This is a genomic window from Agrobacterium sp. P15N1-A (assembly GCF_044626815.1).
Taxonomy (GTDB): domain Bacteria; phylum Pseudomonadota; class Alphaproteobacteria; order Rhizobiales; family Rhizobiaceae; genus Agrobacterium; species Agrobacterium leguminum.
This window is the reverse complement of record NZ_JBIUPF010000001.1, coordinates 890,200-915,877: the sequence shown is the minus strand read 5'-3', so window position 1 is coordinate 915,877 and position 25,678 is coordinate 890,200. Positions and strand designations below refer to the sequence as shown.

The 25,678-nt window shown below is 61.5% G+C and carries 20 protein-coding genes; 14 read left to right on the top strand and 6 right to left on the bottom strand.

Annotation, left to right across the window (positions count from 1 at the left end):
* Positions 1 to 624: 624 nt before the first annotated feature.
* Positions 625 to 2,259, bottom strand: a complete 1,635-nt coding sequence (gene groL / locus ACIK7D_RS04525; protein WP_063947704.1) for a chaperonin GroEL — start codon at positions 2,257 to 2,259, stop codon at positions 625 to 627.
* Between the two features lie 73 nt (positions 2,260 to 2,332).
* Positions 2,333 to 2,629: a co-chaperone GroES gene (gene groES / locus ACIK7D_RS04520; protein WP_003522946.1), complete on the bottom strand. Its 297-nt coding sequence runs from the start codon at positions 2,627 to 2,629 to the stop codon at positions 2,333 to 2,335.
* Positions 2,630 to 2,998: 369 nt separating this feature from the next.
* Here groES and ACIK7D_RS04515 point away from each other — a divergent pair, with 369 nt between their 5' ends.
* From ACIK7D_RS04515 to ACIK7D_RS04500, 4 genes are all read left to right on the top strand, one after another.
* Positions 2,999 to 3,847: a TIGR01459 family HAD-type hydrolase gene (locus ACIK7D_RS04515; RefSeq protein WP_262534855.1), complete on the top strand. Its 849-nt coding sequence runs from the start codon at positions 2,999 to 3,001 to the stop codon at positions 3,845 to 3,847.
* A 47-nt stretch (positions 3,848 to 3,894) separates the two neighbouring features.
* On the top strand, positions 3,895 to 4,875 hold the full coding sequence (locus ACIK7D_RS04510; RefSeq protein ID WP_400155715.1) for a bifunctional riboflavin kinase/FAD synthetase: 981 nt from the start codon (positions 3,895 to 3,897) through the stop codon (positions 4,873 to 4,875).
* A gap of 281 nt (positions 4,876 to 5,156) precedes the next feature.
* Positions 5,157 to 8,060 carry an isoleucine--tRNA ligase gene (gene ileS, locus ACIK7D_RS04505; RefSeq protein ID WP_400155714.1) on the top strand — a complete coding sequence of 968 codons (2,904 nt, stop codon included), beginning with the start codon at positions 5,157 to 5,159 and terminating at the stop codon, positions 8,058 to 8,060.
* Positions 8,061 to 8,261: 201 nt separating this feature from the next.
* Positions 8,262 to 8,906 (top strand): hypothetical protein, encoded by a 645-nt coding sequence (locus ACIK7D_RS04500; protein WP_035261000.1) that lies wholly within the window; start codon positions 8,262 to 8,264, stop codon positions 8,904 to 8,906.
* A 50-nt stretch (positions 8,907 to 8,956) separates the two neighbouring features.
* Here ACIK7D_RS04500 and ACIK7D_RS04495 read toward each other — a convergent pair whose 3' ends face one another.
* Entirely contained in the window at positions 8,957 to 9,415 is a 459-nt protein-coding gene (locus ACIK7D_RS04495; protein ID WP_400155713.1) for a nucleoside deaminase, read from the bottom strand.
* A 71-nt stretch (positions 9,416 to 9,486) separates the two neighbouring features.
* Between ACIK7D_RS04495 and ACIK7D_RS04490 the strand changes: the two genes are divergently transcribed.
* From ACIK7D_RS04490 to ACIK7D_RS04480, 3 genes are all read left to right on the top strand, one after another.
* Positions 9,487 to 11,379: a pseudouridine synthase gene (locus ACIK7D_RS04490; RefSeq protein WP_400155712.1), complete on the top strand. Its 1,893-nt coding sequence runs from the start codon at positions 9,487 to 9,489 to the stop codon at positions 11,377 to 11,379.
* Positions 11,360 to 11,917, top strand: a complete 558-nt coding sequence (rsmD, locus tag ACIK7D_RS04485; protein WP_035259743.1) for a 16S rRNA (guanine(966)-N(2))-methyltransferase RsmD — start codon at positions 11,360 to 11,362, stop codon at positions 11,915 to 11,917. Before ACIK7D_RS04490 ends, rsmD begins: the two co-directional genes overlap by 20 nt.
* Before the next feature lie 187 nt (positions 11,918 to 12,104).
* The gene (locus ACIK7D_RS04480) at positions 12,105 to 13,031 is read left to right on the top strand and encodes a patatin-like phospholipase family protein (protein ID WP_080817629.1); all 927 of its coding nucleotides are present in this window, start codon (positions 12,105 to 12,107) and stop codon (positions 13,029 to 13,031) included.
* A 174-nt stretch (positions 13,032 to 13,205) separates the two neighbouring features.
* Here ACIK7D_RS04480 and ACIK7D_RS04475 read toward each other — a convergent pair whose 3' ends face one another.
* Positions 13,206 to 15,032: a monovalent cation:proton antiporter-2 (CPA2) family protein gene (locus tag ACIK7D_RS04475; RefSeq protein WP_400155711.1), complete on the bottom strand. Its 1,827-nt coding sequence runs from the start codon at positions 15,030 to 15,032 to the stop codon at positions 13,206 to 13,208.
* Between the two features lie 116 nt (positions 15,033 to 15,148).
* Here ACIK7D_RS04475 and ACIK7D_RS04470 point away from each other — a divergent pair, with 116 nt between their 5' ends.
* From ACIK7D_RS04470 to lpxK, 6 genes are all read left to right on the top strand, one after another.
* Complete coding sequence (locus ACIK7D_RS04470) at positions 15,149 to 16,495, top strand: TldD/PmbA family protein (protein ID WP_400155710.1); 1,347 nt, start codon at positions 15,149 to 15,151, stop codon at positions 16,493 to 16,495.
* 93 nt (positions 16,496 to 16,588) lie between these two features.
* Positions 16,589 to 17,395, top strand: a complete 807-nt coding sequence (locus ACIK7D_RS04465; protein WP_269828074.1) for a 3'(2'),5'-bisphosphate nucleotidase CysQ — start codon at positions 16,589 to 16,591, stop codon at positions 17,393 to 17,395.
* A gap of 61 nt (positions 17,396 to 17,456) precedes the next feature.
* Complete coding sequence (locus ACIK7D_RS04460) at positions 17,457 to 17,696, top strand: DUF4170 domain-containing protein (protein WP_003521023.1); 240 nt, start codon at positions 17,457 to 17,459, stop codon at positions 17,694 to 17,696.
* A gap of 216 nt (positions 17,697 to 17,912) precedes the next feature.
* Positions 17,913 to 19,235, top strand: a complete 1,323-nt coding sequence (gene waaA, locus ACIK7D_RS04455) for a lipid IV(A) 3-deoxy-D-manno-octulosonic acid transferase (RefSeq protein WP_003521024.1) — start codon at positions 17,913 to 17,915, stop codon at positions 19,233 to 19,235.
* Positions 19,229 to 19,966 carry an HAD family hydrolase gene (locus ACIK7D_RS04450; protein WP_127756292.1) on the top strand — a complete coding sequence of 246 codons (738 nt, stop codon included), beginning with the start codon at positions 19,229 to 19,231 and terminating at the stop codon, positions 19,964 to 19,966. Before waaA ends, ACIK7D_RS04450 begins: the two co-directional genes overlap by 7 nt.
* 149 nt (positions 19,967 to 20,115) lie before the next feature.
* Positions 20,116 to 21,162 carry a tetraacyldisaccharide 4'-kinase gene (lpxK, locus tag ACIK7D_RS04445; protein ID WP_137452300.1) on the top strand — a complete coding sequence of 349 codons (1,047 nt, stop codon included), beginning with the start codon at positions 20,116 to 20,118 and terminating at the stop codon, positions 21,160 to 21,162.
* A 202-nt stretch (positions 21,163 to 21,364) separates the two neighbouring features.
* Here lpxK and ACIK7D_RS04440 read toward each other — a convergent pair whose 3' ends face one another.
* Together ACIK7D_RS04440 and mutL are read right to left on the bottom strand one after the other, a co-directional pair.
* Positions 21,365 to 21,586, bottom strand: a complete 222-nt coding sequence (locus ACIK7D_RS04440) for a DUF2093 domain-containing protein (RefSeq protein WP_020809536.1) — start codon at positions 21,584 to 21,586, stop codon at positions 21,365 to 21,367.
* 149 nt (positions 21,587 to 21,735) lie between these two features.
* Positions 21,736 to 23,568 (bottom strand): DNA mismatch repair endonuclease MutL, encoded by a 1,833-nt coding sequence (mutL, locus tag ACIK7D_RS04435; protein WP_137004294.1) that lies wholly within the window; start codon positions 23,566 to 23,568, stop codon positions 21,736 to 21,738.
* A 409-nt stretch (positions 23,569 to 23,977) separates the two neighbouring features.
* Between mutL and ACIK7D_RS04430 the strand changes: the two genes are divergently transcribed.
* A complete protein-coding gene (locus ACIK7D_RS04430) occupies positions 23,978 to 25,597 on the top strand; it encodes a response regulator (protein WP_400156016.1) in 1,620 nt (539 codons plus the stop codon).
* Positions 25,598 to 25,678 lie beyond the last annotated feature (81 nt).

Below are 25,678 nucleotides of genomic sequence, written 5' to 3'. Positions count from 1 at the left end.
TTCAAAATCGCGAGACTTGCGAAAAAGCACAACTAAATAGCGCACTTATAAGCCGGTCCGAGTGGAAACCGGCCCGTATTGGGTGGTGATTCGCTCTTGAATGTGCCCCATTATTGCATAGGGCTGCAAAAAATAGCCGGATAAAATCATGCCTGTTCCAAAACGGGACAATACACGAACCCTTCCGCTTTCGGCCTTCAGAATTGTGCAACCTGTTGATTTTCATGAAGCATCTCTCGTGAGAGCGCTGACGTCATCCTCGGGCCTGTCCCCACTGCCGTCCGATTTAAATTCCGGACGGGCGGCAGCCTTTTAGTAAGGGAGGGTCAACATTCCCTCGACGTCATCCTCGGGACAGGCCCGAGGATGACGTCGGCGTGATTGGCTAGCCTGTCTTCCCATCTGACAACGCTAGTCTTCTTTGGTGTCCGGTTTGGCACGGCATGCCCGAAAATAATAGAACCAATGACACCTGATTTCTTCGAGAAATTTAAACCGGACGGCAGTGGCCTATCCCAAGGATGAGGCCGATAAGATGCGCCGCCCTCCATCAATCACGCATGGGCGGCAAAGAAAAAGGGCGGTCCGAAGACCGCCCTTTCCTTATTCCGGTGACAGGACTGATTAGAAGTCCATGCCGCCCATGCCGCCGCCCGGCATTGCCGGCATCGGAGCGTCCTTCTTCGGAAGCTCGGCGATCATGGCTTCGGTGGTGATCAGCAGCGAAGCAACCGAAGCTGCGTTCTGCAGAGCCGTACGAACAACCTTGACCGGGTCGACGATGCCGAGCTGGATCAGGTCGCCATATTCGCCGGTCTGGGCGTTGTAGCCGTAGTTGTCTTCGTTCTTCTCGAGGATCTTGCCGACAACGATGGAAGCTTCGTCACCTGCGTTGTCTGCGATCTGGCGAACCAGAGCCTGCAGGGCGCGGCGGATGATGTTGATACCGGCTTCCTGGTCGTCGTTTTCACCCTTTGCGGTGATCTTCGTGGACGAACGCAGCAGGGCAACGCCGCCGCCCGGTACGATGCCTTCCTGAACGGCAGCGCGCGTCGCGTTGAGAGCGTCGTCGATGCGGTCCTTCTTTTCCTTCACTTCGACTTCCGTCGAACCGCCGACGCGGATAACGGCAACGCCGCCAGCGAGCTTGGCAAGACGTTCCTGCAGCTTTTCGCGGTCGTAGTCGGAGGTGGTTTCTTCGATCTGGGCCTTGATCTGGGCAACACGGCCTTCGATGTCGGACTTCTGGCCGGCGCCGTCAACGATCGTGGTGTTTTCCTTGGAGATCGAAACCTTCTTCGACTTGCCGAGCATGTCGAGGGTAACGTTTTCGAGCTTGATGCCGAGGTCTTCGGAAATGACGGTACCACCGGTCAGGATGGCGATGTCTTCCAGCATGGCCTTGCGGCGGTCGCCGAAGCCCGGAGCCTTGACGGCAGCGATCTTGAGGCCGCCACGCAGCTTGTTGACAACGAGCGTTGCAAGAGCTTCGCCTTCGACGTCTTCAGCGATGATGACGAGCGGCTTGCCGGTCTGAACGACAGCTTCGAGAACCGGCAGCATGGCCTGGAGGTTCGAGAGCTTCTTTTCGTGCAGGAGGATGTATGCGTCTTCGAGGTCCGCAACCATCTTTTCCGGGTTGGTCACGAAGTAGGGCGACAGGTAGCCGCGGTCGAACTGCATGCCTTCGACGACTTCGAGTTCGGTTTCAGCGGTCTTGGCTTCTTCAACGGTGATGACGCCTTCGTTGCCGACCTTCTGCATTGCTTCAGCAATGTCGAGACCGATCTGACGCTCGCCGTTTGCAGAGATCGTGCCGACCTGCGCAACTTCTTCAGACGTGTTGATCTTCTTGGCCTTGGCCTGAAGGTCCTTGACGACTTCAGCAACGGCCAGATCGATACCGCGCTTCAGGTCCATCGGGTTCATGCCGGCAGCAACCGCCTTGGAACCTTCGCGAACGATGGCCTGGGCCAGAACGGTCGCGGTGGTGGTGCCGTCACCGGCGATGTCGTTGGTCTTGGAGGCAACTTCGCGAACGAGCTGCGCGCCCATGTTCTCGAACTTGTCTTCCAGTTCGATTTCCTTGGCGACGGAAACGCCGTCCTTGGTGATGCGCGGAGCGCCGAAGGACTTGTCGATAACGACGTTACGACCCTTCGGGCCGAGGGTTACCTTCACTGCATCAGCAAGAACGTCGACGCCCTTGAGCATCTTTTCGCGTGCTGTGCGGCCGAATTTTACTTCTTTGGCTGCCATGTTCAAAACTCCTGGTTTCGAATGGCCGGAACGGGTCCGGCTTGAAATTTAAGGAAGGATGGGTCGGCCGAAATCAGCCGATGATGCCCATGATGTCGGCTTCCTTCATGATCAGAAGGTCTTCGCCGTTGAGCTTGACTTCGGTGCCCGACCACTTGCCGAACAGAACGCGGTCACCAGCCTTGACGTCGAGAGCGACGACCTTGCCGGACTCATCGCGTGCGCCGGAACCGACGGCGACGATTTCGCCTTCCTGCGGCTTTTCCTTGGCGGTATCGGGAATGATGATGCCGCCCTTGGTCTTGGCTTCGGATTCAACGCGACGAACGACGACGCGATCGTGAAGCGGGCGGAAATTGGTGCTTGTCATTGCCTAATCCCTCGATCAAATGACTTCATGAACCTTCGCAGGCTCGCGTGATGGGTGTTAGCACTCTTCTTGTTTGAGTGCCAGCGGAACCGAGATAAGGAGGGCTTCTTCCGGAGTCAAGAACGCCCTGTCTGAAAAATTTCATGGCTTATGGTTATCAGCGTTCCATGACAGAAATTTCCCATGCGCGGACGGGCGCGGCGACGTCGTTCTTTTCGCGCGTTGCGGCCGCATCGCATCTAAGGGGCATTTGTGTTCATGCTGCGTCAGGCGGACCAAAGACCGGTCTGGCGGCGCTTTTTTCCTTGCCATCGGCGTCCCGCTTTGCGATGTGACGCTCACCCTCTTCTCGCATCCGGAAAGCATCTCATGGCCCATCGCATTCTCACTCTCGGCGAAATTACGGCTGGGTTCGACGTTATTCTTTCGGATGTCTGGGGCGTGCTGCACAATGGCGTCAGCGCCTTTCCGGATGCGGCGGTTGCCCTGCGGGAAGCGCGCAACGCCGGCAAGACGGTGGTGCTCATCACCAATTCGCCGCGCCCCGCTCCCGGCGTCATCGCCCAGCTTCGCGTTCTCGGCGTGCCGGATGAGGCCTATGACCGTATCATCACGTCCGGCGACGTCACCCGCGGCCTGATCGCGGAAGGCCCAAAAAAGGTCTTCCTGCTCGGCCCGGAGCGGGACATGCCGTTGCTGGAAGGTCTCGATGTCGAATGTGTCGGCGAGGCGGAAGCGCAGTCCGTAGTCTGCACCGGCTTTTTCGATGACGAGACGGAAACGCCAGAGGATTATACCGAAATGCTCAAGGGCTTCATTGCCCGCAACGTGCCGATGATCTGCGCCAATCCCGATCTGGTGGTGGAGCGCGGCGAGCGCATCATTCCCTGCGCCGGCGCCATGGCCGCTTACTACGAACAGCTCGGCGGCGAGGTCCGTATTGCCGGCAAGCCGCATGCGCCGATCTATGAAGCCTGCCTTGCGGCGGCCAAGGAGGTGCGCGGCGCCTTCGCCAAGGATCGCGTGCTCGCCATCGGCGACGGCATGCCGACGGATGTGAAGGGCGCGATTGCGAGCGGCCTCAACCTTCTTTATATCAGCGGCGGAATTCACGCCGCCGAATATACGCTGAACGGCCAGACGGACGAGGCGCTTCTCAACGCCTATCTCAAGGGGCAGGGCGCGGCTCCCGGCTGGTGGATGCCCCGTCTCGCCTGAGGACGTCTTGCCTGAGGAATAGCTGGCGCAGGAATGGATCGATTGCCATGACCGTTTTTCACCGCAATGAAAAAAAGGAGCCGCTGCCGGAAGCTCTTCGCGGCGGCGTCATCGCCATCGGCAATTTCGACGGTGTGCATCGCGGCCACCGGGCTGTGCTGGATCGTGCTCTGGAGCTGGCGGAAGCCCGTGGCGTTCCCGCGCTGGTGCTGACCTTCGAGCCGCATCCCCGTTCCGTCTTCCGTCCCGATACGCCGGTCTTTCGCCTCACGCCCGCGCCGCTGAAGGCGCGCATCCTTGAGGCCATCGGTTTCCGCTCCGTCATCGAATATCCCTTCGACCGGGAATTTTCGCAGCGCTCGGCGGAGGAATTCGTCCAGTCCATTCTGGTCGACTGGCTTCACGCCAGCGCTGTCGTCACCGGCTTCGATTTCCATTTCGGCAAGGGCCGCGAAGGCGGCCCGGCATTTCTGATGGAGGCCGGCAAACGCCATGGCTTCGACGTGACGCTGGTGGATGCCTTCCGCGACGAGGGCGCGGATGTCGTTTCTTCCAGCCGTATCCGCTCGCTTCTGTGCGAAGGCGATGTGGCGGGCGCCGCAGGCCTGCTCGGTTATCGCTTCACGGTGGAAAGCGAAGTCATCGGCGGCCAGAAACTGGGGCGGACGCTGGGTTACCCCACCGCCAACATGGCGCTGGCGCCGGAAACGGAACTGAAGGCCGGCATCTATGCCGTGCGGTTCCGCCGCCCGGACGGTTCGATCCGCGATGGCGTGGCAAGCTTCGGTTACCGCCCGACCGTCACCGAAAACGGTGCGGCGCTGCTTGAAACATTCGTCTTCGATTTTTCAGGCGATCTTTACGGCGAAGTCTGTTCGGTCTCCTTCTTCGGGCATCTGCGCGACGAGCTGAAATTTGACGGTCTCGAACCGCTGGTTGCGCAGATCAGGCGCGACGAGGAAGAGGCAAGGGCAATGCTGTCAGGCGTGCGGGCGCTGAGCGAACTGGACGCCAAGATCGCCTTTTGAGCTGAAAGGGCCGACAGACCCTTAATTCCGGCCCGGATTGCTGTCGCTTTTCTCTTCCTTTTTACTGGAAAACCGCATAAACAATCCACCATGTCCCAATACCGGTTGATGTTTAAAACTCAGATTGGCCGAATTATTGGCCCGGCTTTCCGCCCGCTCTGACGAGCCGGAAGGTCCGGGATTTTGGCGCTTGTCATGACATTTGTCATGGCGCTTTCCGTATTTGCCCTGTTTTGAATTGAGACGGCGCGACCGCTACGGCGCGCAACAACGGTACGATTATGAGCGACACCGCAGAAAAACTCGACTATTCCGCCACCCTGTATCTGCCGCAGACGGATTTTCCGATGCGCGCCGGCCTGCCGCAAAAAGAACCGGAAACGGTGAAGCGCTGGCAGGAGATGGGCCTTTACAAGCGCCTGCGTGCGTCCGCCGCCGGCCGCGAAAAATTCGTGCTGCATGACGGCCCGCCCTATGCCAACGGCAACATCCACATCGGCCACGCGCTGAACAAGATCCTGAAAGACGTCATCACCCGCTCGTTCCAGATGCGCGGTTACGACGCTAATTACGTGCCCGGCTGGGATTGCCACGGCCTGCCGATCGAATGGAAGATCGAGGAAGCCTACCGCGCCAGGGGCAAGAACAAGGACGAGGTTCCGGTCAACGAATTCCGCAAGGAATGCCGTGACTTCGCGGCCGGCTGGATCAAGGTTCAGTCGGAGGAGTTCAAACGCCTCGGCATCGAGGGCGACTTTGAAAACCCCTACACCACGATGAACTTCCACGCCGAAGCCCGCATCGCCGGCGAGTTGCTGAAAATCGCCCGGACCGGCCAGCTCTATCGCGGCTCGAAGCCCATCATGTGGTCGGTGGTCGAGCGCACCGCGCTGGCGGAAGCCGAAGTCGAATATGCCGATGTCGAGAGCGACATGATCTGGGTGAAGTTCCCGGTTGTGCAGGCGGCTCCTGTTCTTTCCGGCGCTTCCGTCGTCATCTGGACGACCACGCCGTGGACGATCCCCGGCAACCGCGCCATCGCGTTTTCGTCGCGGGTCGAATATGGCCTCTACGAAGTCGAAAGCACCCAGAACGATTTCGGCCCGCAGCCGGGCGAAAAGCTGATCTTCGCCAAGAAGCTTGCCGATGAGGCAGCGGCCAAGGCGAAGCTGACCTTCAAGCTTGTTCGCGATGTCAAAACCGAAGAACTGGCCGCTATCACCTGCGCCCATCCTCTGGCGTCGCTCGGCTACGATTTCCCGGTCCCGCTTCTCGAAGGCGATCACGTCACCGACGATGCCGGTACGGGCTTCGTGCACACCGCGCCGAGCCACGGCCGTGAGGACTTTGACGTCTGGACCGCGCATCAGCGTGAGCTGGAAGCGCGCGGCGTTTCGTCGGCCATCCCGTTCCCGGTTGGCGATGACGGTTTCTACACCGAAGACGCCCCCGGTTTCGGCCCGTCCGCCGAAGGCGGCGCTGCCCGCGTCATGGACGACAACGGCAAGAAGGGCGATGCCAATGACCGCGTCATCAAGGCGCTGATCGCGGAAAACAATTTGTTTGCCCGTGGCCGTCTGAAGCACAGCTATCCGCATAGCTGGCGCTCCAAGAAGCCGGTCATCTTCCGCAACACGCCGCAATGGTTCGTCTATATGGACAAGGAACTGGGCGACGGCACGACGCTGCGTTCGCGTTCGCTGAACGCCATCGATGAGACGCGTTTCGTTCCGGCCTCCGGCCAGAACCGCCTGCGCGCCATGATCGAAGGCCGGCCCGACTGGGTTCTGTCGCGCCAGCGCAGCTGGGGCGTGCCGATCGCCGTCTTCGCCGATGAGAAGGGTGAAGTCCTGATCGATGAGGCCGTCAACGCCCGCATCATCGAGGCCTTCGAGGCCGAAGGTGCGGATGCCTGGTTCGCCGAAGGCGCCAAGGAACGTTTCCTCGGCAATGACCACGACCATGCCCGTTGGCAGCAGGTCATGGACATTCTCGACGTCTGGTTCGACAGCGGCTGTACCCACACCTTCACGCTGGAAGACCGCCCGGACATGAAATGGCCGGCGGATGTCTATCTGGAAGGTTCCGACCAGCATCGCGGCTGGTTCCACTCGTCGCTGCTCGAAAGCTGCGCGACGCGCGGCCGTGCGCCCTATAACGCCGTTGTCACCCATGGTTTCACCATGGATGAGAAGGGCGAGAAGATGTCGAAGTCCAAGGGCAACGTGGTTTCTCCGCAGGAAGTCATGAAGGACGCCGGCGCGGATATCCTGCGCCTGTGGGTCATGACCACGGATTATTGGGATGACCAGCGCCTCGGCAAGGCCATCATCCAGACCAATGTCGATGCCTATCGCAAGCTGCGCAACACCATCCGCTGGATGCTCGGCACGCTCGCCCATTATGAGGGCGAGGAGATCGCCTATGCCGATCTGCCGGAGCTGGAAAAGCTGGTGCTGCACCGCCTGTCCGAACTGGATGGCGTCGTGCGTGAAGGTTATGACGGTTTCGAGTTCAAGAAGATCGCCCGCGCGCTGGTGGATTTCGCCAATGTCGAGCTCTCTGCCTTCTATTTCGATATCCGCAAGGACACGCTTTATTGCGACGCGCCGTCGTCGCTGAAGCGCCGCGCTGCCCTCTCGGTCATCGCAAAGCTGTTCGATTGCCTCGTCTCGTGGTTGGCGCCCATGCTGCCCTTCACGACTGAAGAGGCTTGGCTGTCGCGTTATCCGGATGCGGAGTCGGTGCATCTCGTCCAGTTCCCGGAAATCCCGGCGGAATGGAAAAACGATGCGCTGGAAGCGAAGTGGGAAAAAATCCGCAAAGTCCGCACGGTCGTCACCGGCGCGCTGGAAGTGGAACGCCGTGAAAAGCGTATCGGCTCCTCGCTGGAAGCTGCCCCTGTTGTCCACATTGCCGACGCCGATCTTCTGGCGGCGCTGAAGGGGCAGGATTTCGCCGAAATCTGCATCACCTCCGCCATCTCGGTGGTGGGCGATGAAGGCCCGGCCGATGGCTTCCGCCTGCCGGAAGTGGCAAAGGTCGTGGTCGAGCAGAAGCTGGCGGAAGGCGCAAAATGCGCCCGTTCCTGGCGCATCACCACCGATGTCGGTTCCGATCCGGAGTATCCTGACGTCTCGGCCCGCGATGCGGCCGCGCTGCGCGAGCTTGCAGCCCTCGGATGATCCGAAGCTGCGCATCGTTCCTGTCGAAACCCGTTTCCGGGTTTCGGGCCGATGCGCGATGAAAATGACCGGATGAATTGCGCTTTGCCTCTTCATCCGGTACACCTGCCTGAAAATGGCCGGATTTGCACGGCAATGCGGGCTGCCGCCTGCCGAAAGACGATGTCTGGCGAAGTGGGACGGACGGCTGGAAGGGTTTCAATGAAGACGATGCAGGGTAATGCGCAGGGTTTGGGCATGTTTCGCACGGTTGTTGGCGTCACGACGATAGGCGTGCTGCTGGGCGCCTGCACGAGCCCGACCTACGGTACGGGCAAGACGGCGGCGGAACAGCTTGTCGACGATCTCGGCAACGCGACCTCGATCACCGGCAACGATCAGGAAAAGCGCAACCTGAAATACAGCCCGCGCCCCGGCCTCGTCGTTCCCGCCCAGGCCCGTGCCGAACAGCTGGCAGAGCCGCAGCAGAACATGGCAAGCCGCGAAAACAATCCGCAATGGGTCGAATCGCCGGAAGAAACCCGCGAACGCCTGCGCGAAGAGGCGGATGCCAACAAGAACAACCCGCATTATCGTTCGCCGCTGCTCGCCGGCAACGGCACGGCCGGCCAGATGACCGAGACCCAGAAATGGGAAGCCTTCCGCAAGGCCAAGGCCGATGCCCAGGGCGGCTCCGTCGTCAACGCCCAGCGCAAGTTCCTCACCGATCCGCCGGCTGAATATCGCAGCGTCCCGCAGGATCAGCTGACCGATCTCGGCGAACCGGAACAGAAGAAGGAAAAGCGCCGCAAGAAAGAAGCGGCCGTGGCAAACACCGGCAAGAGCTGGTGGAACCCCTTCCAGTAATAATGAATGGCTGACGGCCTGCGGGAAAGCTTGCGCCTCCCGCCGGTCACTCAATCGTCTAGACGTTTCTCGCGGAAAAATTGCCGCAGGATTTCCGCACTTTCGCTTTCCGCCAGTCCCGAATAGACATCCGGCGCATGGTGGCATGTCGGCTGGCTGAAGAAACGCACGCCACTCTCCACTGCGCCGCCCTTCGGGTCTCGCGCGCCGTAATAGAGCCGGCGGATACGGGCGAATGAAATCGCCGCCGCGCACATGGTGCAGGGCTCCAGTGTCACATAGAGATCGGCGCCGGGCAGGCGTTCCTGCTCCAGCGCTTCGCAGGCCATGCGGATCACGGTGATTTCGGCGTGAGCCGTCACATCGTTCAATTCACGGGTGCGGTTGCCGGAACGGGCGATGACGCGGCCGTCCATAACCAGTACCGCGCCGATCGGAACCTCCTGCCGCTCAGCCGCGGCACGGGCTTCCGAAAGCGCCAGCTCCATGAAATGCGTCCTTTCGGCCATTGCGTTTCAATTTCCTCTTAACCCTTGTGCTTGGACCTGATAGGACAGCCCAAACAACAGGCAAACAGCAAATGACTTTTAAAGACAAGCCGAAGCGTGACGGCGGCAAGACATTTAGCCGCGACAGGAAGCCGAAAGGCCCCGGCAAGCCCGCCGCAGAGCGCGAAAAGAAACCGACCGAGGCAAAGGCGGCCCCGGTGCCGGAAACCGTTGGCGCTTCCAAGCCCGAGCGCATTTCCAAGATCATGGCGCGCGCCGGTGTGGCCTCGCGCCGCGATGTCGAGCGCATGATCATGGAAGGCCGCGTGTCGCTGAACGGCGTCAAGCTGGATACGCCGGTGGTGAACGCCACGCTGTCCGACAAGATCGAAGTCGACGGCATGCCGATTCGCGGCGCCGAGCGCACGCGCCTGTGGCTCTACCACAAGCCCGCCGGTCTGGTGACGACCAATTCCGACCCGGAAGGCCGCCCGACCGTTTTCGACAATCTGCCGGGTGAACTGCCGCGCGTTCTGTCCATCGGCCGTCTCGATATCAATACCGAAGGCCTGCTGCTGCTCACCAACGATGGCGGACTTTCCCGCGTGCTGGAACTGCCGACCACCGGCTGGCTGCGCCGTTACCGCGTGCGCGCCCATGGCGAGGTCGATCAGGCCGCGCTCGACAAGCTGAAGGAAGGCATTGCCGTCGACGGCGTGCTCTACGGCGCAATCGATGCCACGCTCGACCGCACCCAGGGCCACAATGTCTGGATCAGCATGGGCCTGCGTGAAGGCAAGAACCGCGAAATCAAGAACGTGCTCGGCGCGCTCGGTCTCGAGGTCAATCGCCTGATCCGCGTTTCCTACGGTCCGTTCCAGCTCGGCGATCTCGCTGAAGGCAAGGTGCTGGAAGTGCGCGGCCGCATGCTGCGCGACCAGCTCGGCCCGCGTCTGATCGAACAGGCCGGCGCCAATTTCGACGCGCCGATCTACAATGCGCCCGTTGAGGATGAAGAAGACGACACGCCGAAGCGGCCCGTGAAATCCGAATGGGCGAAGAGCGATACGCCGGAAGGCAAGCCACGCTTCGAAAAGAGCGGCAAGTCCGAGGATCGTCGGGAAAAGGCGCTCGGCCGTCTCGACACCAAGCGCGGCGACAAGCCGGCTGGCAAGTTCGGCTCCAAGCCCGCCGGGAAATTTGGCGCCAAGGGCCGCAGCGAGGATGAGGGCGACGACCGCCGCCCCCGCCAGCCCGCCGGCACCAGCCGCACGGCCAATGTCTGGATGGCGCCCGGTGCAAGGCCGACCCGTGACGGCAAGGAACGCAAGTCTTCCGCCCGCGCGGAAGCCGAAAACCTCTTCAAGAAGCCTTCCGCCCAGGATGAAGCGCGACGCAACGTCGTGCGGCATGCCGATGCAGAGGGCGAGTGGATCCGCTCAGATTCCCCCCGCGAAGAAGAAGGTGGTCGCGGACGCGGCGACCGTCCGCGTGGCGAAAAGAGCTTTGGTGATCGTGGTGGACGCGGCGGAAAGCCGTTCGGCGACCGGCCATTCCGCGACAAGCCGCGTGAAGAAGGTGATCGCCCGCGTGGCGATCGTCCGCGCGGTGAAAAGAGCTTCGGCGACCGCCCGGCACGCGGCGGCAAACCTTTCGGCGACCGGCCGTTCCGTGACAAGCCGCGCGAAGAGGGTGATCGCCCGCGCAGCGACCGTCCGTTCCGCGACAGGCCCCGTGAAGACGGTGACCGCCCACGCGGTGAGCGCCCGGCGGGAGACAAGCCCCGTGGCGGCAAGCCGGCCGGTAAATCCGGATTCGGCAAGCCATCTTTCGGAAAATCGGGCGAACGTGGCGAACGTTCGGGTTTCTCAGGCAAGAGCAAAGGCCCCGGTGGTCCCGGCGGCGGCAAGCCGGGCGGCAAAGGCCCGGGTGGCAAACCTTCTGGAGGCAGGGGAATGACACGTAATGCGGATCGTAGGCGGTGAGTTCCGCGGCCGGAGTTTGGCCGCGCCGAAATCGAATTCCATTCGTCCGACCATCGACAGGACGCGGGAAAGCCTCTTCAATATTCTGAGCCATGCCTATCCGGAAAGTCTGGATGGCACGCGCGTTCTGGACGTTTTCGCCGGAACCGGTGCGGTCGGTCTGGAGGCGCTTTCGCGCGGCTGTCGCGTGGCGCTCTTCGTCGAAAACGGCGTGGAGGGCAGGGGGCTGCTCTGGGAAAATATCGATGCGCTGGGTCTGCATGGTCGCGCCCGCATTTTGCGGCGTGACGCTACCAAGCTCGGCGGCGTCAACAATATCGAGCCCTTCGATCTTCTTTTCGCCGATCCGCCCTATGGCTATGGCCATGGCGAGAAGGCTTTCGCGGCCGCCCATGGCGGCGGCTGGCTGAACCCCGGCGCGCTCGCCATTCTCGAAGAGCGCGGCGATGTGACGGTCAAGGTCGATCCGGTTTTCAAACCGCTCGAAAGCCGCATCTTCGGCGATACGAAAATGCATTTCTACCGTTACGAGCCTTAAAGCATTTCCAGCAAAAGTGGAGCCCGGTTTTCCCTCCGGAAATGCGACAGAACAAAGAGTTAGAGTGTTTTCGCGATTCGAAGAAAAGCGAAAATGCTCTAACAGGAGCGTTTCCCGCCACGCCACGGTCTTGTCTTGTTTGCGCAATAGGCAGAGTCTTTGCCGTGGAAAGAATTTGGGTATTCGCATGGAGCAGGGTGTAAACGAGAGCATAACGATTGTCCGCGCCGGGGAAGAGGTTCTCGAAGGCGACGGCTCGAGTGGCCAAGAGCCGACTTTCGGACTGGCGCTCGGCGGCGGCGGCGCACGCGGCATCTGCCACATCAACGTCATCGAGGCGCTGGACGAACTCGGTATCCGGCCTGTAGCGATTTCCGGTTCGTCCATCGGCTCCATCATCGGCGCGGGCATGGCGGCCGGCATGACCGGCCGGGAAATCCGTGAATACACGCTTGAACTGATGGGACGAAAAGGCTCGGTCGCCAACCGGCTCTGGAGCCTCGGCCCGGCATCGATGCGCCATGCGGTGGACGGTTTTCGCCTCGGGCAGTTCAACCTCGAACTCATCCTGCACGCCCTGATGCCGCAGGCTCTGCCGAAGGATTTTTCCGAGCTTGCCATTCCGCTCAAAGTGATAGCGACGGATTATTACGCCCAGACCGAAGTGGTGGTGGAACGCGGCGAGATCATCCAGGCGCTGGCCGCATCTGCCGCCATTCCCGCATTGTTCATGCCGGTGCGTATCGATGGCCGCATCATGATCGACGGCGGCATTTTTAATCCGGTGCCCTATGAGCATCTGCTCGATCACGCCGATATCGTCATCGGCGTCGATGTCGTCGGCGGCCCGGAAGGTGACGGAACCACCATGCCGAACCGGCTGGACAGCCTGTTCGGCGCCAGCCAGCTGATGATGCAGGCGGCGATTGCCCTGAAACTGAGGTTACGCCCGCCACATATTTTCCTGCGCCCGCCCGTGCACCGTTTCGGTGTGCTGGATTTCCTGAAGTCCGAAGAGGTGCTGAACGCATCGGCCGGCATCAAGGACGATCTGAAGCGGCAGATCGACATGCAGGTGGAGCTGTTTCACCGCGGGCAGGGCGTGGAGGCGTGACGAATGAGGCGAGTTTTCTTCTCCCCGAGGGGGAGAAGGTGGCCCGAAGAGCCGGATGAGGGGGACCCTCTCCGAATATCGCTACCCTTGCCCCCTCATCCCGCTGCCGCGGACTTCTCCCCGGCGGGGAGAAGAAACAAGTGGCGCTCTCCCAGTCACTAAGTTGAACTCAACTCACAGCGAAACTTCTGTCTCGCTGTCCTCCGCATCCTCTTCTTCCCACTTTTCCGCCTTGGTCTTCGGCTTCATCAGCGGTTCGGGCTTCACCTCGCGCACCGGCTTGTTGTGCAGCATCTGCCGGCCGGCGGCGAGGCCTTCAACGGCCTGTAGTTGCAACCGCTCCTCATCGCGTTCGCGAATATCGTCGGCAATCGCCAGCGCCCTCTCGCCGTCCATATCCAGCCCCTCCAGAATGCGCCTGCCGAACAGGAGGCCCGATTCCAGCGTCTCGCGGATTTCATATTCCACGCCCTTTTTTCTGAGGTCGAGGGAATGCACGCGGTCATAGGAGCGGGCATAGATGCGTACGCTTGGAAATTCCGACTGGATCATGTCGATGATACGGTCGGTCACCTCCTTCTTGTGGGTGCAGACCGCAACGAGATCGGCCCGCTCGATACCGGCGGCGATCAGCACGTCCTTGCGGGTGCCATCGCCGAAAAAGATGCGGAAGCCGAAACGGGCGGCCTGCCGCACGCGGTCGGCCGAGCTGTCGATGACGGTCACATCGCGCCCGCCGGCGAGAAGGATCTGCGAGGCGATCTGGCCGAAGCGGGAAAAGCCGATCATCAGCACATCCGCGCCTGCCCCGTCGAAATCCTCTTCCAGCTTGTCCTCTTCCGCATCCTCCGCCGTCAGCCGGCGCGAAATCACCGCCAGAAGCGGCGTCAGCGCCATGGAAAGCGTAACGACGGCAACGAGGATCGAGGCCGTCGCCTGCGGAAACAGACCGGAGGCGGCAGCCGTGGTGAAGAGCACGAAGCCGAATTCGCCGCCCTGCGCCAGAAGCAGCGCTATGCGGCTCGATGCATAACGCGACGAGCCGGCTATGCGGCAAAGGCCATAGATCAGCGCCGCCTTCACCGCCATCATCGCCGGCACGGCGATCAGGATGAGCAGAATATGCTCATAGACGATATGGATATGCAGCGACATGCCGACCGCCATGAAGAACAGCGCCAGAAACAGGCCGCGAAACGGCTCGATATCGGCTTCCAGCTCGTGCCGGTAGGAGGATTCCGACAGCATCAGCCCCGCCAGCAGCGCGCCCATGCCCATCGACAAGCCCACCGCCTCCATGATGGCGGCGGCGCCGATGACGACGAAGAGGGCGGCGGCGATCATCACTTCCCTCGCACCGGTGCGGGCGATGATCTGGAACATCGGCGTCAGAAGATACCGCCCGGCGAGCACCATGCCGGCCACGGCAACGACGGAGGCGATGAGATCGGACACCATCGAATCCGTCGGCACATCCGGCCGGTTGGAAAGAATGGTGACGAGGGCGAGAAGCGGCACAATGGCGAGGTCCTGAAACAGCAGGATCGAGAAGGACCGGTTGCCGTGCCGTGTATTCATGTCGCCGTCATCGGCAAGGATTTGCAGCGCAAAGGCGGTGGAGGAAAGCGCAAGGCCGAAACCGGCGACAAGGCTGCCGCGCCAGTCGATCAGCCCCGCCCACCAGGCAATCGCCGCCAGAACGCTGCCTGTCACCAGCACCTGCGCCATCCCGAGCCCTAAAATATCGCGTCGCATCTGCCAGATGCGCGACGGCTTCAGTTCCAGCCCGATGATGAAGAGCAGGAAAACGACGCCGAGTTCCGAGACGTTGAAGATGTCCTTCGCATCCGTAACCAGATGCAGGAACGGCCCGATGATGATGCCCGCCACAAGATAACCGAGCACGGTGCCGAGCCCCAGCTTGCGGAAAACCGAGGCCGCGATGACCGCGCCGGCCAGAAGCAGCAGGGGTTCGGAAAAGAGAGCGTCGTGCTCGGTCATGCGGGCGGACTTTCGAATAGGGTGGCGACAATACCGTCCGAATGGAGAAAGCGGCGTTTCGCCCTTGATGCGGGGTTCTTGGCACAATAAATGGAACAGGAATGAAAGGCCAACTCATGTCCTCAGAAATAGATTCTTCCAAACTTCTCGATCGCGCCAGCCAGCTTGTCGATCTTGCCCGCGCCGCCGGTGCGGATGAAGCGGATGCCGTTGTCGTCCGCTCCCGCTCGCAATCGGTCGGCGTGCGGCTCGGCAAGGTGGAAAGCACCGAATCCTCCGAAAGCGACGATTTTTCCCTGCGCGTCTTCGTTGGCCGCCGGGTGGCGAGCGTTTCGGCCAATCCGGGCTTCGACCTGAAGACCTTGGCGGAGCGGGCCGTGGCCATGGCGAAGGTCTCGCCGGAAGACCCCTTCGCCTGCCTTGCGGACAAGGAACGGCTGGCCACTTCCTATGACGATCTGGAGCTTTTCGATGCGACGGAAGTGTCGGCCGATCAGCTGCGGGAGGCGGCCCTTGCCTCGGAAGAGGCAGCACTCGGCGTCAAGGGCGTCAGCAATTCCTCAGGCGCCGGCGCATCGAGCGGCATGGGGGGCCTTGTCCTTGCCACCTCGCACGGTTTTTCCGGCAGCTATATGGGCAGCCGCTTCAGCCGTTCCGTCAGCGTCATTGCCGGCGAAGGCACGAAGATGGAGCGCGACTACGATTTCGACAGCCGCCTTTATTATGCCGATCTCGATGCCGCCGAAGAAATCGGCCGGCGCGCCGGTGAAAAAGTCGTGCGCCGCGTCGGCCCGCGTCAGGTCGATACCGGCAGCAACATCACCGTGGTTTTCGATCCACGCATCGCCCGCGGCTTTGTCGGTGCGATTGCCGGCGCCATCAACGGCGCGTCGGTTGCCCGCAAGACCAGCTTCCTGCGCGATAAAATGGGCCAGCAGGTTCTGAAAAAGGGCCTTTATCTCACCGACGATCCGCAGATCGTGCGCGGCCCGTCCTCCCGTCCCTTCGATGGCGAGGGCGTGCGCGGCGAGAAGATGACGATGATCGAGGACGGAGTTCTCAAGCACTGGTTCCTGTCCACCTCGGCGGCGCGGGAACTCGGCCTTGAAACCAACGGTCGCGGCGTGCGCGGCGGCACGGCGGTTTCACCGGCCTCCACCAATCTGGCGCTCGAGCCGGGCGACCTCTCGCCGGATGACCTGCTGCGACAGGTCGCAACCGGCTTTTACGTCACCGAGCTGATCGGCCACGGCGCCAATATGATCACGGGTGAATATAGCTGCGGGGCGAGCGGTTTCTGGATCGAGAACGGCGAAAAGACCTTCGCGGTTTCCGAGGTCACCATCGCTTCGAACCTGAAGGACATGTTCATGCGGGTTACGCCGGCCAATGATATCGATCGTAAATACGGCGTCGCCGCCCCGACGCTCGCCATTGAAGGCATGACGATCGCGGGCAGGTGAGACGGCCCGCGGGTTGTTTTCGCCAGCACTTTGTGTGCAAGTGCGAAAAGAAAAACGGGCGCGCCGTGTGAGGCGCGCGGAAAAGACGGCAAAATGAACGATATGGCTGAGGCCCGCTGGGCCTCCGATCTGAGGCTGGTGCTTGAAGCCGCCCGCAAGGCGGGCGAGACGGCCCTCGGTTTCTTCCGCAAGGATCCCGAGGTCTGGTGGAAGAATGGCGGACTTTCGCCGGTCAGTGCGGCCGACTACGCCGCCAATGAAATTCTCGAAACCATCCTGCGCTCCGCCCGGCCGGATTACGGCTGGCTTTCCGAAGAGACGGATGACGATACGGACAGGCTTTCCCGCTCCACCGTCTTCGTCGTCGACCCCATCGATGGCACCCGCGCCTTCATCGGCGGCCGGGATACCTGGTGCGTCAGCGTCGCGGTGGTGCATGAGGGGCGGCCGGTGGTCGCGGCCCTTGTCGCCCCGGCGCTTGCCGAGGAGTTCACCGCATTTGAAGGCGGCGAAGCGCTGAAAAACGGGGCGCCCGTTTTTGCCGCGCGCGAAAACGCCGGCATCTTCCATCTGGCGGCGCCCGAAGACGTGATCACGCATCTGCCGGAAGAGGTGCGGGGCGGCGTCAAGCGCATTCCGCACGTGCCCTCGCTCGCCTACCGGCTGGCCATGGTGGCGGATGGCCGCATCGACGGAACGCTGGTCAAGGCCAACTCGCACGAGTGGGATCTCGCCGCCGCCGACCTCATTCTGGAGAAGGCCGGCGGCCGACTGGTCGGGCTCGATGGAAAACCTCTGATGTATAATCGCCGGCAGGTGAACCACCCCGCATTGTGCGCCGCAGCAGATTATGCGCTGCCCGCACTTTTGAAAGCGTTTTCACATCTGTCTGACAGTTGACGTTTGCCGGGAAATCCCGCAGATGAATGCCTCTCTCAGAGTTTAAGAAAGAGACAAAGACATGACGGAATCTGGCAAACAGAAACAGCTGCTGCACCTCGTATTCGGCGGCGAACTGGAAAACCTTCAGGATGTTCAGTTCCGGGATTTGAAGGCGCTCGATATCGTCGGTATCTATCCGGACTATGCTTCCGCGCTCACCGCATGGAAGTCCAAGGCGCAGATGACTGTCGATAACGCCCATATGCGTTATTTTATCGTGCATATGCACCGTCTTCTCAATCCGGACGACAAAATTTGAGTCCTTTTGCCCTTGCGTTGTAATACTATTGGGTGAAAGCGAGTTTTCCCGTGATTCCTGCGCGAGCGGCGCAGGCCGGGAATACCGGGGCGAGAAAATGTGATCGCGCTTTCGTTTCCGATGACAAAAAATGACGCAATTTGAGAAGAAGTAGGCGGCGATAACAACCAAAAACAGGGGAAGGGCATTGCGCGGAATGATCAAGGGCAGAATGTCATGAGCAGCCGTATCGCACGTTTCGCTCTTTCCGGTTACCGCATTGCCGGTATCGCCGCTTACCCGTTCGCGAAGCCCTATCTTTCCTATCGGGCGGCGAAGGGCAAGGAAGACAAGCGCCGTCGGCTCGAACGTTTCGGTTATGCCAGCGCCGAGCGTCCGCGCGGGCCGCTGGTCTGGTTCCATGCTGCAAGCGTGGGCGAAACGCTGGCGCTTATTCCGCTGATCCGCGAAATCCGCAAGCGCGATATCTTCGTGCTTTTGACCACCGGCACCGTCACGTCGGCCGAACTGACCCGCACGCGACTGGGCGACGATGTGATCCACCAATATGTGCCGCTCGATATCAAGATCGCGGTCAACCGTTTCCTGACCTACTGGGCGCCGGATGCCGCCATCACCGCTGAATCGGAAATCTGGCCGGTGACGATGATGGAGCTGGAACGCCGGCACATTCCGCAGATCCGGGTCAATGCACGTCTCTCCGACCGTTCCTTCGACCGCTGGAAAGCCCGGCATGACATTGCTGAATCGCTGTTTTCCAAGCTGGCGCTGGTGGTTGCGCAATCCGATCTCGATGCCGAACGTTTCCGCGATCTCGGCTCCTGGCCGGTGGTGATTTCCGGCAACCTCAAGGGCGACACCGACCCACCGCCCTGCGACGAGGCGCTGCTGGAGAGCTATCGCAAGCAGGTCGGCAATCGCAAGACATGGGCCGCCATCTCCACTTTCGACGGCGAAGAGAAGGCTGCCGCCACCGTGCATGCGGCGATCAAGTCGCGCAATGGGCAACTGACCATCATCGTACCGCGCCATCCCGAGCGCGGCGACGATGTCGAGGCGATGCTGAAGGGCATGAATCTTTCGGTCGCCCGCCGCAGCAGGAATGACGTGATCACCCCGGAAACCGATATTTTCCTCGGCGATTCCATCGGCGAAATGGGGCTTTACCTGCGGCTGACCGAGCTTGCCTTCGTTGGCCGCTCCCTGACTGCCGAAGGTGGGCAGAACCCGCTGGAACCGGCGATGCTCGGCTGCGCCGTCCTGTCTGGCGCGCATGTGCAGAATTTCCGCGAGGCCTATCAGAAACTGATCCGTGCCGGCGGCGGTCGCATCATCCGCGATGTGGAGATGCTGGCCAAGGCGGTGCATTATCTGCTGGTCAACGACAATGAGCGTTACAAGATGATCGATGCGGGCAACCGGGTCATTCAGGATATGCGCGGCGCGCTGTCCTCCACCGTCAAGGCGCTGGAACCCTATATCAATCCGCTTACCGTTTCCGCCAAGCTGCAACCGCGGAGCGCCATCGGTTCATGGTAGCGGATATCGAACTCAACGCGGCGCAATCGATCGCCGCAGTCCTTTTCGACAAGGACGGCACGCTTCTGGGCTATGACGCCAGCTGGGGTCCGGTGAACCGCGAGCTTGCGGCGATTGCCGCCAAGGGAGATCCCGTTCTTGCCGACCGGCTTCTTTCCGCCTGCGGCATGGACCCCGTTACCGGTCATGTGGTGCCGGACAGCCTTCTGGCCGCCGGCAATACGGCGGAAATCGCCACGGGTCTCGTCGCCGCCGGCTCGCCCTGCGATGTCGGGGAACTGACGGCGCGCCTCGACCGGTTATTCACCGAGGCGGCGGATAAATCCGTACCCGTCACCGATCTCAAGGCGTTTTTCGCAAGATTGAAGGCGCGCGGCTACAAGCTCGGCATCGCCTCCAGCGACAATGAAAACTCCATCCGCCAGACGGCCATCCGCTTCGGTTTCGAAAAGGACGTCGATTTTGTCGCGGGATATGACAGCGGTTACGGCACCAAGCCGCAGCCCGGCATGGTTCTCGGTTTCTGCGAGGCGATAGGCTTCCCGCCAGAGCGTGTGGCTGTGGTCGGCGACAATAATCACGATCTGCACATGGCGAAGAATGCCGGAGCCGGTCTGCGCATCGCCGTTCTGACGGGAACCGGCTCGCGCGAAAGCCTCGGCGCGGATGCCGATTTTTGTTTCGACGACATTACCGCGCTTGAAGCGCTGCTGCCGGAGCGGGCTCTCTGAACCCGGTGGAATTTCCGCCGGGCCGGGTGCGGCTCCATCAAACCCGTTTATTCCATTTTTGCAATTTACGGTTTTTTCTGGCAAACAACCTCCTGACATGTGACGGGCGAACGGAATGCCGTGGGCGACGCGGCCGGGAGCGGGAATAGATGGTTTCTGAAGCGCCGCCGTTCTGGTGGCAGAAAGCGGGATGGCAGGCGTGGCTCCTGTCTCCTTTCTCGCTTCTTTACGGCAAGATCGCCGGCCGGCGGATGCGAACGGCGAAGAGGGCGAGCGTTGCCGTTCCGGTCATCTGCATCGGCAACTTCACCGTGGGCGGCGCCGGCAAGACACCGACGGCGATGGCAATTGCGAGAGCCGCCGCTGCAAAGGGCCTGAAACCCGGATTTCTCAGCCGCGGTTACGGCGGCACGCTCGACGTCACCACCCTTGTCGATCCCGGACAGCACCGCTCGGCCGATGTCGGCGACGAGCCGTTGCTCCTGGCGCGGGAGGCGGTCACGGTCATTTCCCGCAAGCGCGTGGAAGGCGCACACCGGCTGGTGAAGGAAGGCGTCGATCTCATCATCATGGATGACGGTTTCCAGAGCGCACGCCTGACGCTGGATTATGCGCTTGTCGTCATCGATACGATGCGCGGCATCGGCAATGGCCATCTCGTGCCGGGTGGCCCGGTGAGGGCGCCGCTTGCCGAGCAGATGCGGCATATGACCGGGCTCCTGAAGGTCGGCAATGGCCATGCGGCCGATGCCCTGGTCCGGCAGGCGGCAAAGGCCGCCAAACCCGTTTTCGTGGCGGCGATTACGCCGCAGGAGCCACAGGATTTCAGGGGAAGGCGCGTGCTGGCCTATGCGGGCATCGCCGACCCGGCCAAGTTCTATCGAACCGTCGAGGCGCTCGGCGGCGATATCGTGCTGCAGCGCTCTTTCCCGGATCATCACCATTTCAGCGACGACGAGATCGCCGATCTTCTGCAGGACGCCGGCAAGGAGAACCTGCAACTGGTGACGACGGCCAAGGACGCCGTGCGGCTCAACGGGCACCACGGCCGGGCGGAAGAATTGCTGTGGAACAGCCTGGTGATCGAAATCGACATGGTGTTCGACGACCCCAACGCGGCCGCGACGATCATCGATACGGCGGTGAGGAACTGCCGCACGCGCCTGCTGCGGGACAATGCGCGGACGTTGCTTTAGAGGTTGTCGGCAAGGTCCGGAAACCTCTCCTCCGTCATGCTCGGGCCTGTCCCGAGCATCTGCAACCTATCGATTTATGAGACATCAGCAGATCCTCGGCACAAGGCCGAGGATGACGTCGAGTGAGGGTGTCAGCCACCTCTGCAACTGCTCCTGAGAAAGCCGCTTAAGATGGAAACGCGTCAGGACGCCCCTTCCCAACTCACGCCGGCAAATTGCCAGCCTTCTTTTCGGCCTCCAGCGAAGCCGCCGCATCCACATAGGCCTCCTGCCGCGCCACGCTCCAGTAGCGCAGTTCATCGAGCGGAATGCTTTTGCCGGTGATGGCGCAGATGACGTGCGAGCCGGTCTGGACGATGCGGAAGTCACCGTCCAGATATTCGATGACGGCGAGGCGGTTGCCGCCTCCTTCAAATCTGTTCATCCGTTTTCGTCTCCTGCTCTGTCCCGTCAGGGCACCCAGTCCGAAACGGCGCAGCGTTTTCCTGAACAATTGGGTGCTCCAATATCTCAAATTTATATAGCCCGGCGCGGCGCAAGGCCAGCCCCACCGTTCGTGCGTGTATGAAAGCGTCAGCTACGGCCGAAGAGCCGTTCTATATCGGAAAGTTTCAGTTCGATATAGGTCGGACGGCCGTGATTGCACTGGCCGGAACCCGGCGTGTTTTCCATCTGCCGCAGAAGCGCGTTCATCTCCTCCGGCCGCATGCGCCGGCCGGAACGCACGGAGCCGTGGCAGGCCATGGTGGCCGCGACATATTCCAGCTTGTTGGCAAGCGTGGAGGCCGCGTCCCATTCGGCGATCTCGTCCGCAAGCTGGCGCACCAGCCCCTGCACGTTGACTTCGCCCAGCATGGCGGGCGTTTCCCGGACGGCGACCGCGCCCGGCCCGAAACGCTCAATGACGAGCCCCAGCGCATCGAAACCGGCGGCATGATCCATCAGCCGGTCGCAATCCTCTTCCGGCAGGTCGATGATTTCAGGGATGAGCAGCACCTGCGAAGGCGGCCGCCTGGAATGCAGCGCATTGCGCATCTGTTCGAACACCAGCCGCTCATGCGCGGCATGCTGATCGACGATGACGAGGCCGTTTTCCGTCTGCGCGATGATGTAGTTCTCGTGGAGCTGCGCCCGCGCGGCTCCGAGCGGATAAAGCACAGGTTCCGGCGGGGGGCTTGCGGCGGTCTCGTAAGTGTCCCGAGGCTCGGCCCGCGCCGTCGGCATGGTGATGTCGGAAAAGCGTGACTGCACGGCCTCCGCAAATTGCATGTCCCCTGAAACCGCAAGCGGCCGGGAGGGCGAGGTGGCGGCGGACCATGGCGCGGCGGCTGCTATGAAAGTCGAGGGCCGGAGGCCGGACGGGCTGTAGCCGGGGCGGAAGGCGTTCATCATCTGGCTCGCACCCGTCGTTGCCGCCCTGTCGCCGTCGCGCGTCAGCGCCTGCCGGATCGCGCCGACGATCAGCCCGCGAATGAGGCCGGGATCGCGGAAACGCACGTCGGATTTTGCCGGGTGCACGTTCACATCCACAAAGGCGGGATCGAGCGTGATGGACAGCACCGCGACAGGATATCGCCCATGCGGCACCGTTTCGGCATAGGCGCCGCGAATGGCGGATAAAAGCAGCTTGTCCTGCACCGGGCGCCCGTTGACGAAGACATATTGATGCGCCGAGTTGCCACGATTGAAGGTCGGCACGCCGGCAAAACCGGTCAGCGTCACATCCTCGCGCCCGGCATCGATCTCGATGGCGTTGTCCTTGAACTCGGCACCGAGGATTTGCGCCATGCGGGCGAGATGATCGTCGCCGGTCGAAGGGATTTCGAGCGTCGAGCGGTCGGTGCCGGAAAGTACGAAACGGATATGCGGAAAGGCGATCGCCATCCGTTTGACCACCTCGGTGATGGCGGCCGCCTCGGCGCGTTCCGTCTTCAGGAATTTCAGCCGCGCCGGCGTGGCGAAAAACAGGTCGCGCACCTCGACGATGGTGCCGGCATTCGAGGCGGCGGGCCGCACAGCGGACACCTTGCCGCCGGTAACGGAAATCACCGAACCCTGTTCCGCGCCCTGTTGGCGGCTGGTGATTGTCAGCTTGGCGACGGAGCCGATGGAGGGCAGCGCCTCGCCGCGAAACCCGAGCGTGCGGATATCGTCCAGCGTATCGGAAATCTTCGAGGTGCAGTGACGCCGGACCGCAAGCTCCAGATCGACAGGCGACATGCCGGAGCCGTTGTCGGTGATCCGCACCAGCCCCTTGCCGCCGCCCGCCGTGGCGATCTCGATCCGGGTCGCGCCCGCATCGATGGCGTTTTCCACCAGTTCCTTCGTGGCGCTGGAGGGTCTTTCGATGACCTCGCCGGCGGCGATCTGGTTAATGAGGGTTTCTGAAAGCTGCTTGATGGCCATGATCGTCATTTTCGCGGATTCGCCGTGGCTTCGAAAGCAAAAAACTCGAGCTGCGGAAATTTGCACATGTTTTGCGGCCTGTCTGGCATTCGATCATTTCCGTCAACATGGCGTTAAGCGTTAATCCGCCTTTAATCGGCCTTGATTATGGTGAGGCGGCTTGAAATGACCGCAGGAACGGGGCCGCCTTCGCCGGGCGGTGTGTGACGTCGACTATGGGTGAGCGTCATCTTCCCCTCAAGACTGCTTCAAGTTGCAAACCCTGATGTCTCTTTTTCGGAATTTTTCGTTTCATCCCGGCATCTGCCCTGGACGATTCCACTAGAAACATAAGCCTGACCCCTGAAAAACAGGCGGGAGTTTGCAGTTGAGTGATTTGGCGTCCTCTGGCGCGGGCGTTCATACGGTGATGCTTGATGCCCTTTGCGACGCGCTTGGCGCGGCGATCGTCGTTTACGACCGGAACGATCACATTATTTTCGCAAGCCGGAAACTCTTGAGCTTTTTTCCGCTGGAAGAGGCCGTCATCGGCCCGGGCGCGCGGCTGCGCGACTATCTGAGCGCGCTTTACGATTGTTATCTGCTCGAGGCGGAAAGCCTCTCCGCCAATGCCCGCCCGCTCGGCCGGGAGGAGTGGATCGGCGAGCGGCTGGCGCTGCACTGGAAGGAAAGATCGGAAAAAACCGAGAGGCTGAAGGGAGAACGCTTTCTGCGCTTCGTCATGAACCGTCTGCCGTCCGGCCTCGGCATCAGCGTGGTTGCCGATATTTCCGAACAGAAGAAGCGCGAAGAGCAATGGCGCATCGACCTCGAGCGCGTGCAGCTCATCGAGGATATTCTCGACAATCTGCCGTTTCCCGTCTTCGTCAAGGACCGGAACATGGCCTATGCCGCCGTCAACAAATCCGCCTGCGCCTTGGTCGAAACCAGCCCCGAGAGCATTCTCGGCCGCACCGTTTTCGATCTCCACTCGCGCAAGGTCGCCGGACGGATCGATATTGCCGATCGTATGGTGCTGGATAGCGGCACGCCGAGCGTCATCCCCGAAAGGGTGCGGCGGCTGAACGGCGAAGAGGTGCTGACCATCACCCGCAAGCAGCGTGTGGGCAGGCCCGGCCGATATTTCCTGGTAACGACGATGGAGGACGTGACCGCTCTCGCGACCCTCGATGCCAACGGCATGCCCGTCATTCCCTCGCTGGAACATGTCCCTTTCGTCGCCTCCACTTACGGCAGGGATGAGGAAACGGAAAAGCGCGGCGGGGTTTTAAAGAGCAAGTCGGTGCTGATCGTCTCTGAAAACGGACGCTTTGCGCAAGTCGCCGGTCGCCGGCTGACGGCGGGCGGCATGGACCACGCGGCGGTGACGAGCGAGGATGAGCAGCGTGCCTTCATCGATGTCGCGACCTCCGCCGGCGTGAGCATCGATGTGGTCGTTGTCGACGCCCAGATGAGCGTCGCCTGCCTCGATATTGCCGCCGCGCATGATCTGCCCGTCGTCACCATCGAGGAAGAGGAGATAGACGCTTCGCTGCTGCATTATCTTGCGGCCGGGCTGCAATCGTCCCCGAAGGAGAAAGCCGCCGACGAGGACTGGGAGATCATGACGGAGGACCTGCCTGAAATCCTCAAGACTGGCGGCGTCTGCGATATACTTCTTGTCGAGGATAACAGGGTCAACCAGATCGTCTTTTCGCAGATACTCGAGGGCCTCGGGCTTTCCTGGCGGCTCGCCACCTCGGGCGAGGAAGCCCTGCGTCTCTTTGCCGAGCAGCCGCCTTCCGCTGTCCTGCTCGACACGACGCTGGGCGATATCGACGGCTTCGAAGTCGCGCGCCGCATGCGCGGCCTTTGCGGTGAGAAGCACATTCCCATCGTCGGCGTCATCACCCACGCTTTCGAGGGCGATCTCGACAAATGCCGGGCGTCGGGCATGGATGACATGCTGCTGAAGCCCGTCAGCCCGGATATGGTCGAGGCGGTTTTCCTGCGGCTTTTCGGCAAGGATGTCCTGCGGCTACAGGCCTGAAATCGCCTTTGTCGGGAGGCTATGGCTTTTTTAATACTTGCCCTGCATTGTGAGCGCGGTCGACACAGGATTCACGAGATG

Excerpts from the sequence above, each read along its gene's own strand:
- ACIK7D_RS04440 (WP_020809536.1), bottom strand. The coding sequence starts at position 21,586 with ATGAACAGATTTGAAGGAGGCGGCAACCGCCTCGCCGTCATCGAATAT.
- ACIK7D_RS04450 (WP_127756292.1), top strand. The coding sequence starts at position 19,229 with ATGGTAGCGGATATCGAACTCAACGCGGCGCAATCGATCGCCGCAGTC.
- ACIK7D_RS04510 (WP_400155715.1), top strand. The coding sequence starts at position 3,895 with ATGACCGTTTTTCACCGCAATGAAAAAAAGGAGCCGCTGCCGGAAGCT.
- ACIK7D_RS04430 (WP_400156016.1), top strand. The coding sequence starts at position 23,978 with ATGCTTGATGCCCTTTGCGACGCGCTTGGCGCGGCGATCGTCGTTTAC.
- ACIK7D_RS04470 (WP_400155710.1), top strand. The coding sequence starts at position 15,149 with ATGTCCTCAGAAATAGATTCTTCCAAACTTCTCGATCGCGCCAGCCAG.
- ACIK7D_RS04515 (WP_262534855.1), top strand. The coding sequence starts at position 2,999 with ATGGCCCATCGCATTCTCACTCTCGGCGAAATTACGGCTGGGTTCGAC.
- groL (WP_063947704.1), bottom strand. The coding sequence starts at position 2,259 with ATGGCAGCCAAAGAAGTAAAATTCGGCCGCACAGCACGCGAAAAGATG.
- ACIK7D_RS04465 (WP_269828074.1), top strand. The coding sequence starts at position 16,589 with ATGAACGATATGGCTGAGGCCCGCTGGGCCTCCGATCTGAGGCTGGTG.
- ACIK7D_RS04480 (WP_080817629.1), top strand. The coding sequence starts at position 12,105 with ATGGAGCAGGGTGTAAACGAGAGCATAACGATTGTCCGCGCCGGGGAA.
- groES (WP_003522946.1), bottom strand. The coding sequence starts at position 2,629 with ATGACAAGCACCAATTTCCGCCCGCTTCACGATCGCGTCGTCGTTCGT.
- ACIK7D_RS04460 (WP_003521023.1), top strand. The coding sequence starts at position 17,457 with ATGACGGAATCTGGCAAACAGAAACAGCTGCTGCACCTCGTATTCGGC.
- ACIK7D_RS04475 (WP_400155711.1), bottom strand. The coding sequence starts at position 15,032 with ATGACCGAGCACGACGCTCTCTTTTCCGAACCCCTGCTGCTTCTGGCC.
- ACIK7D_RS04490 (WP_400155712.1), top strand. The coding sequence starts at position 9,487 with ATGACTTTTAAAGACAAGCCGAAGCGTGACGGCGGCAAGACATTTAGC.
- rsmD (WP_035259743.1), top strand. The coding sequence starts at position 11,360 with ATGCGGATCGTAGGCGGTGAGTTCCGCGGCCGGAGTTTGGCCGCGCCG.
- ACIK7D_RS04495 (WP_400155713.1), bottom strand. The coding sequence starts at position 9,415 with ATGGCCGAAAGGACGCATTTCATGGAGCTGGCGCTTTCGGAAGCCCGT.
- ileS (WP_400155714.1), top strand. The coding sequence starts at position 5,157 with ATGAGCGACACCGCAGAAAAACTCGACTATTCCGCCACCCTGTATCTG.
- waaA (WP_003521024.1), top strand. The coding sequence starts at position 17,913 with ATGAGCAGCCGTATCGCACGTTTCGCTCTTTCCGGTTACCGCATTGCC.
- lpxK (WP_137452300.1), top strand. The coding sequence starts at position 20,116 with ATGGTTTCTGAAGCGCCGCCGTTCTGGTGGCAGAAAGCGGGATGGCAG.
- mutL (WP_137004294.1), bottom strand. The coding sequence starts at position 23,568 with ATGGCCATCAAGCAGCTTTCAGAAACCCTCATTAACCAGATCGCCGCC.
- ACIK7D_RS04500 (WP_035261000.1), top strand. The coding sequence starts at position 8,262 with ATGAAGACGATGCAGGGTAATGCGCAGGGTTTGGGCATGTTTCGCACG.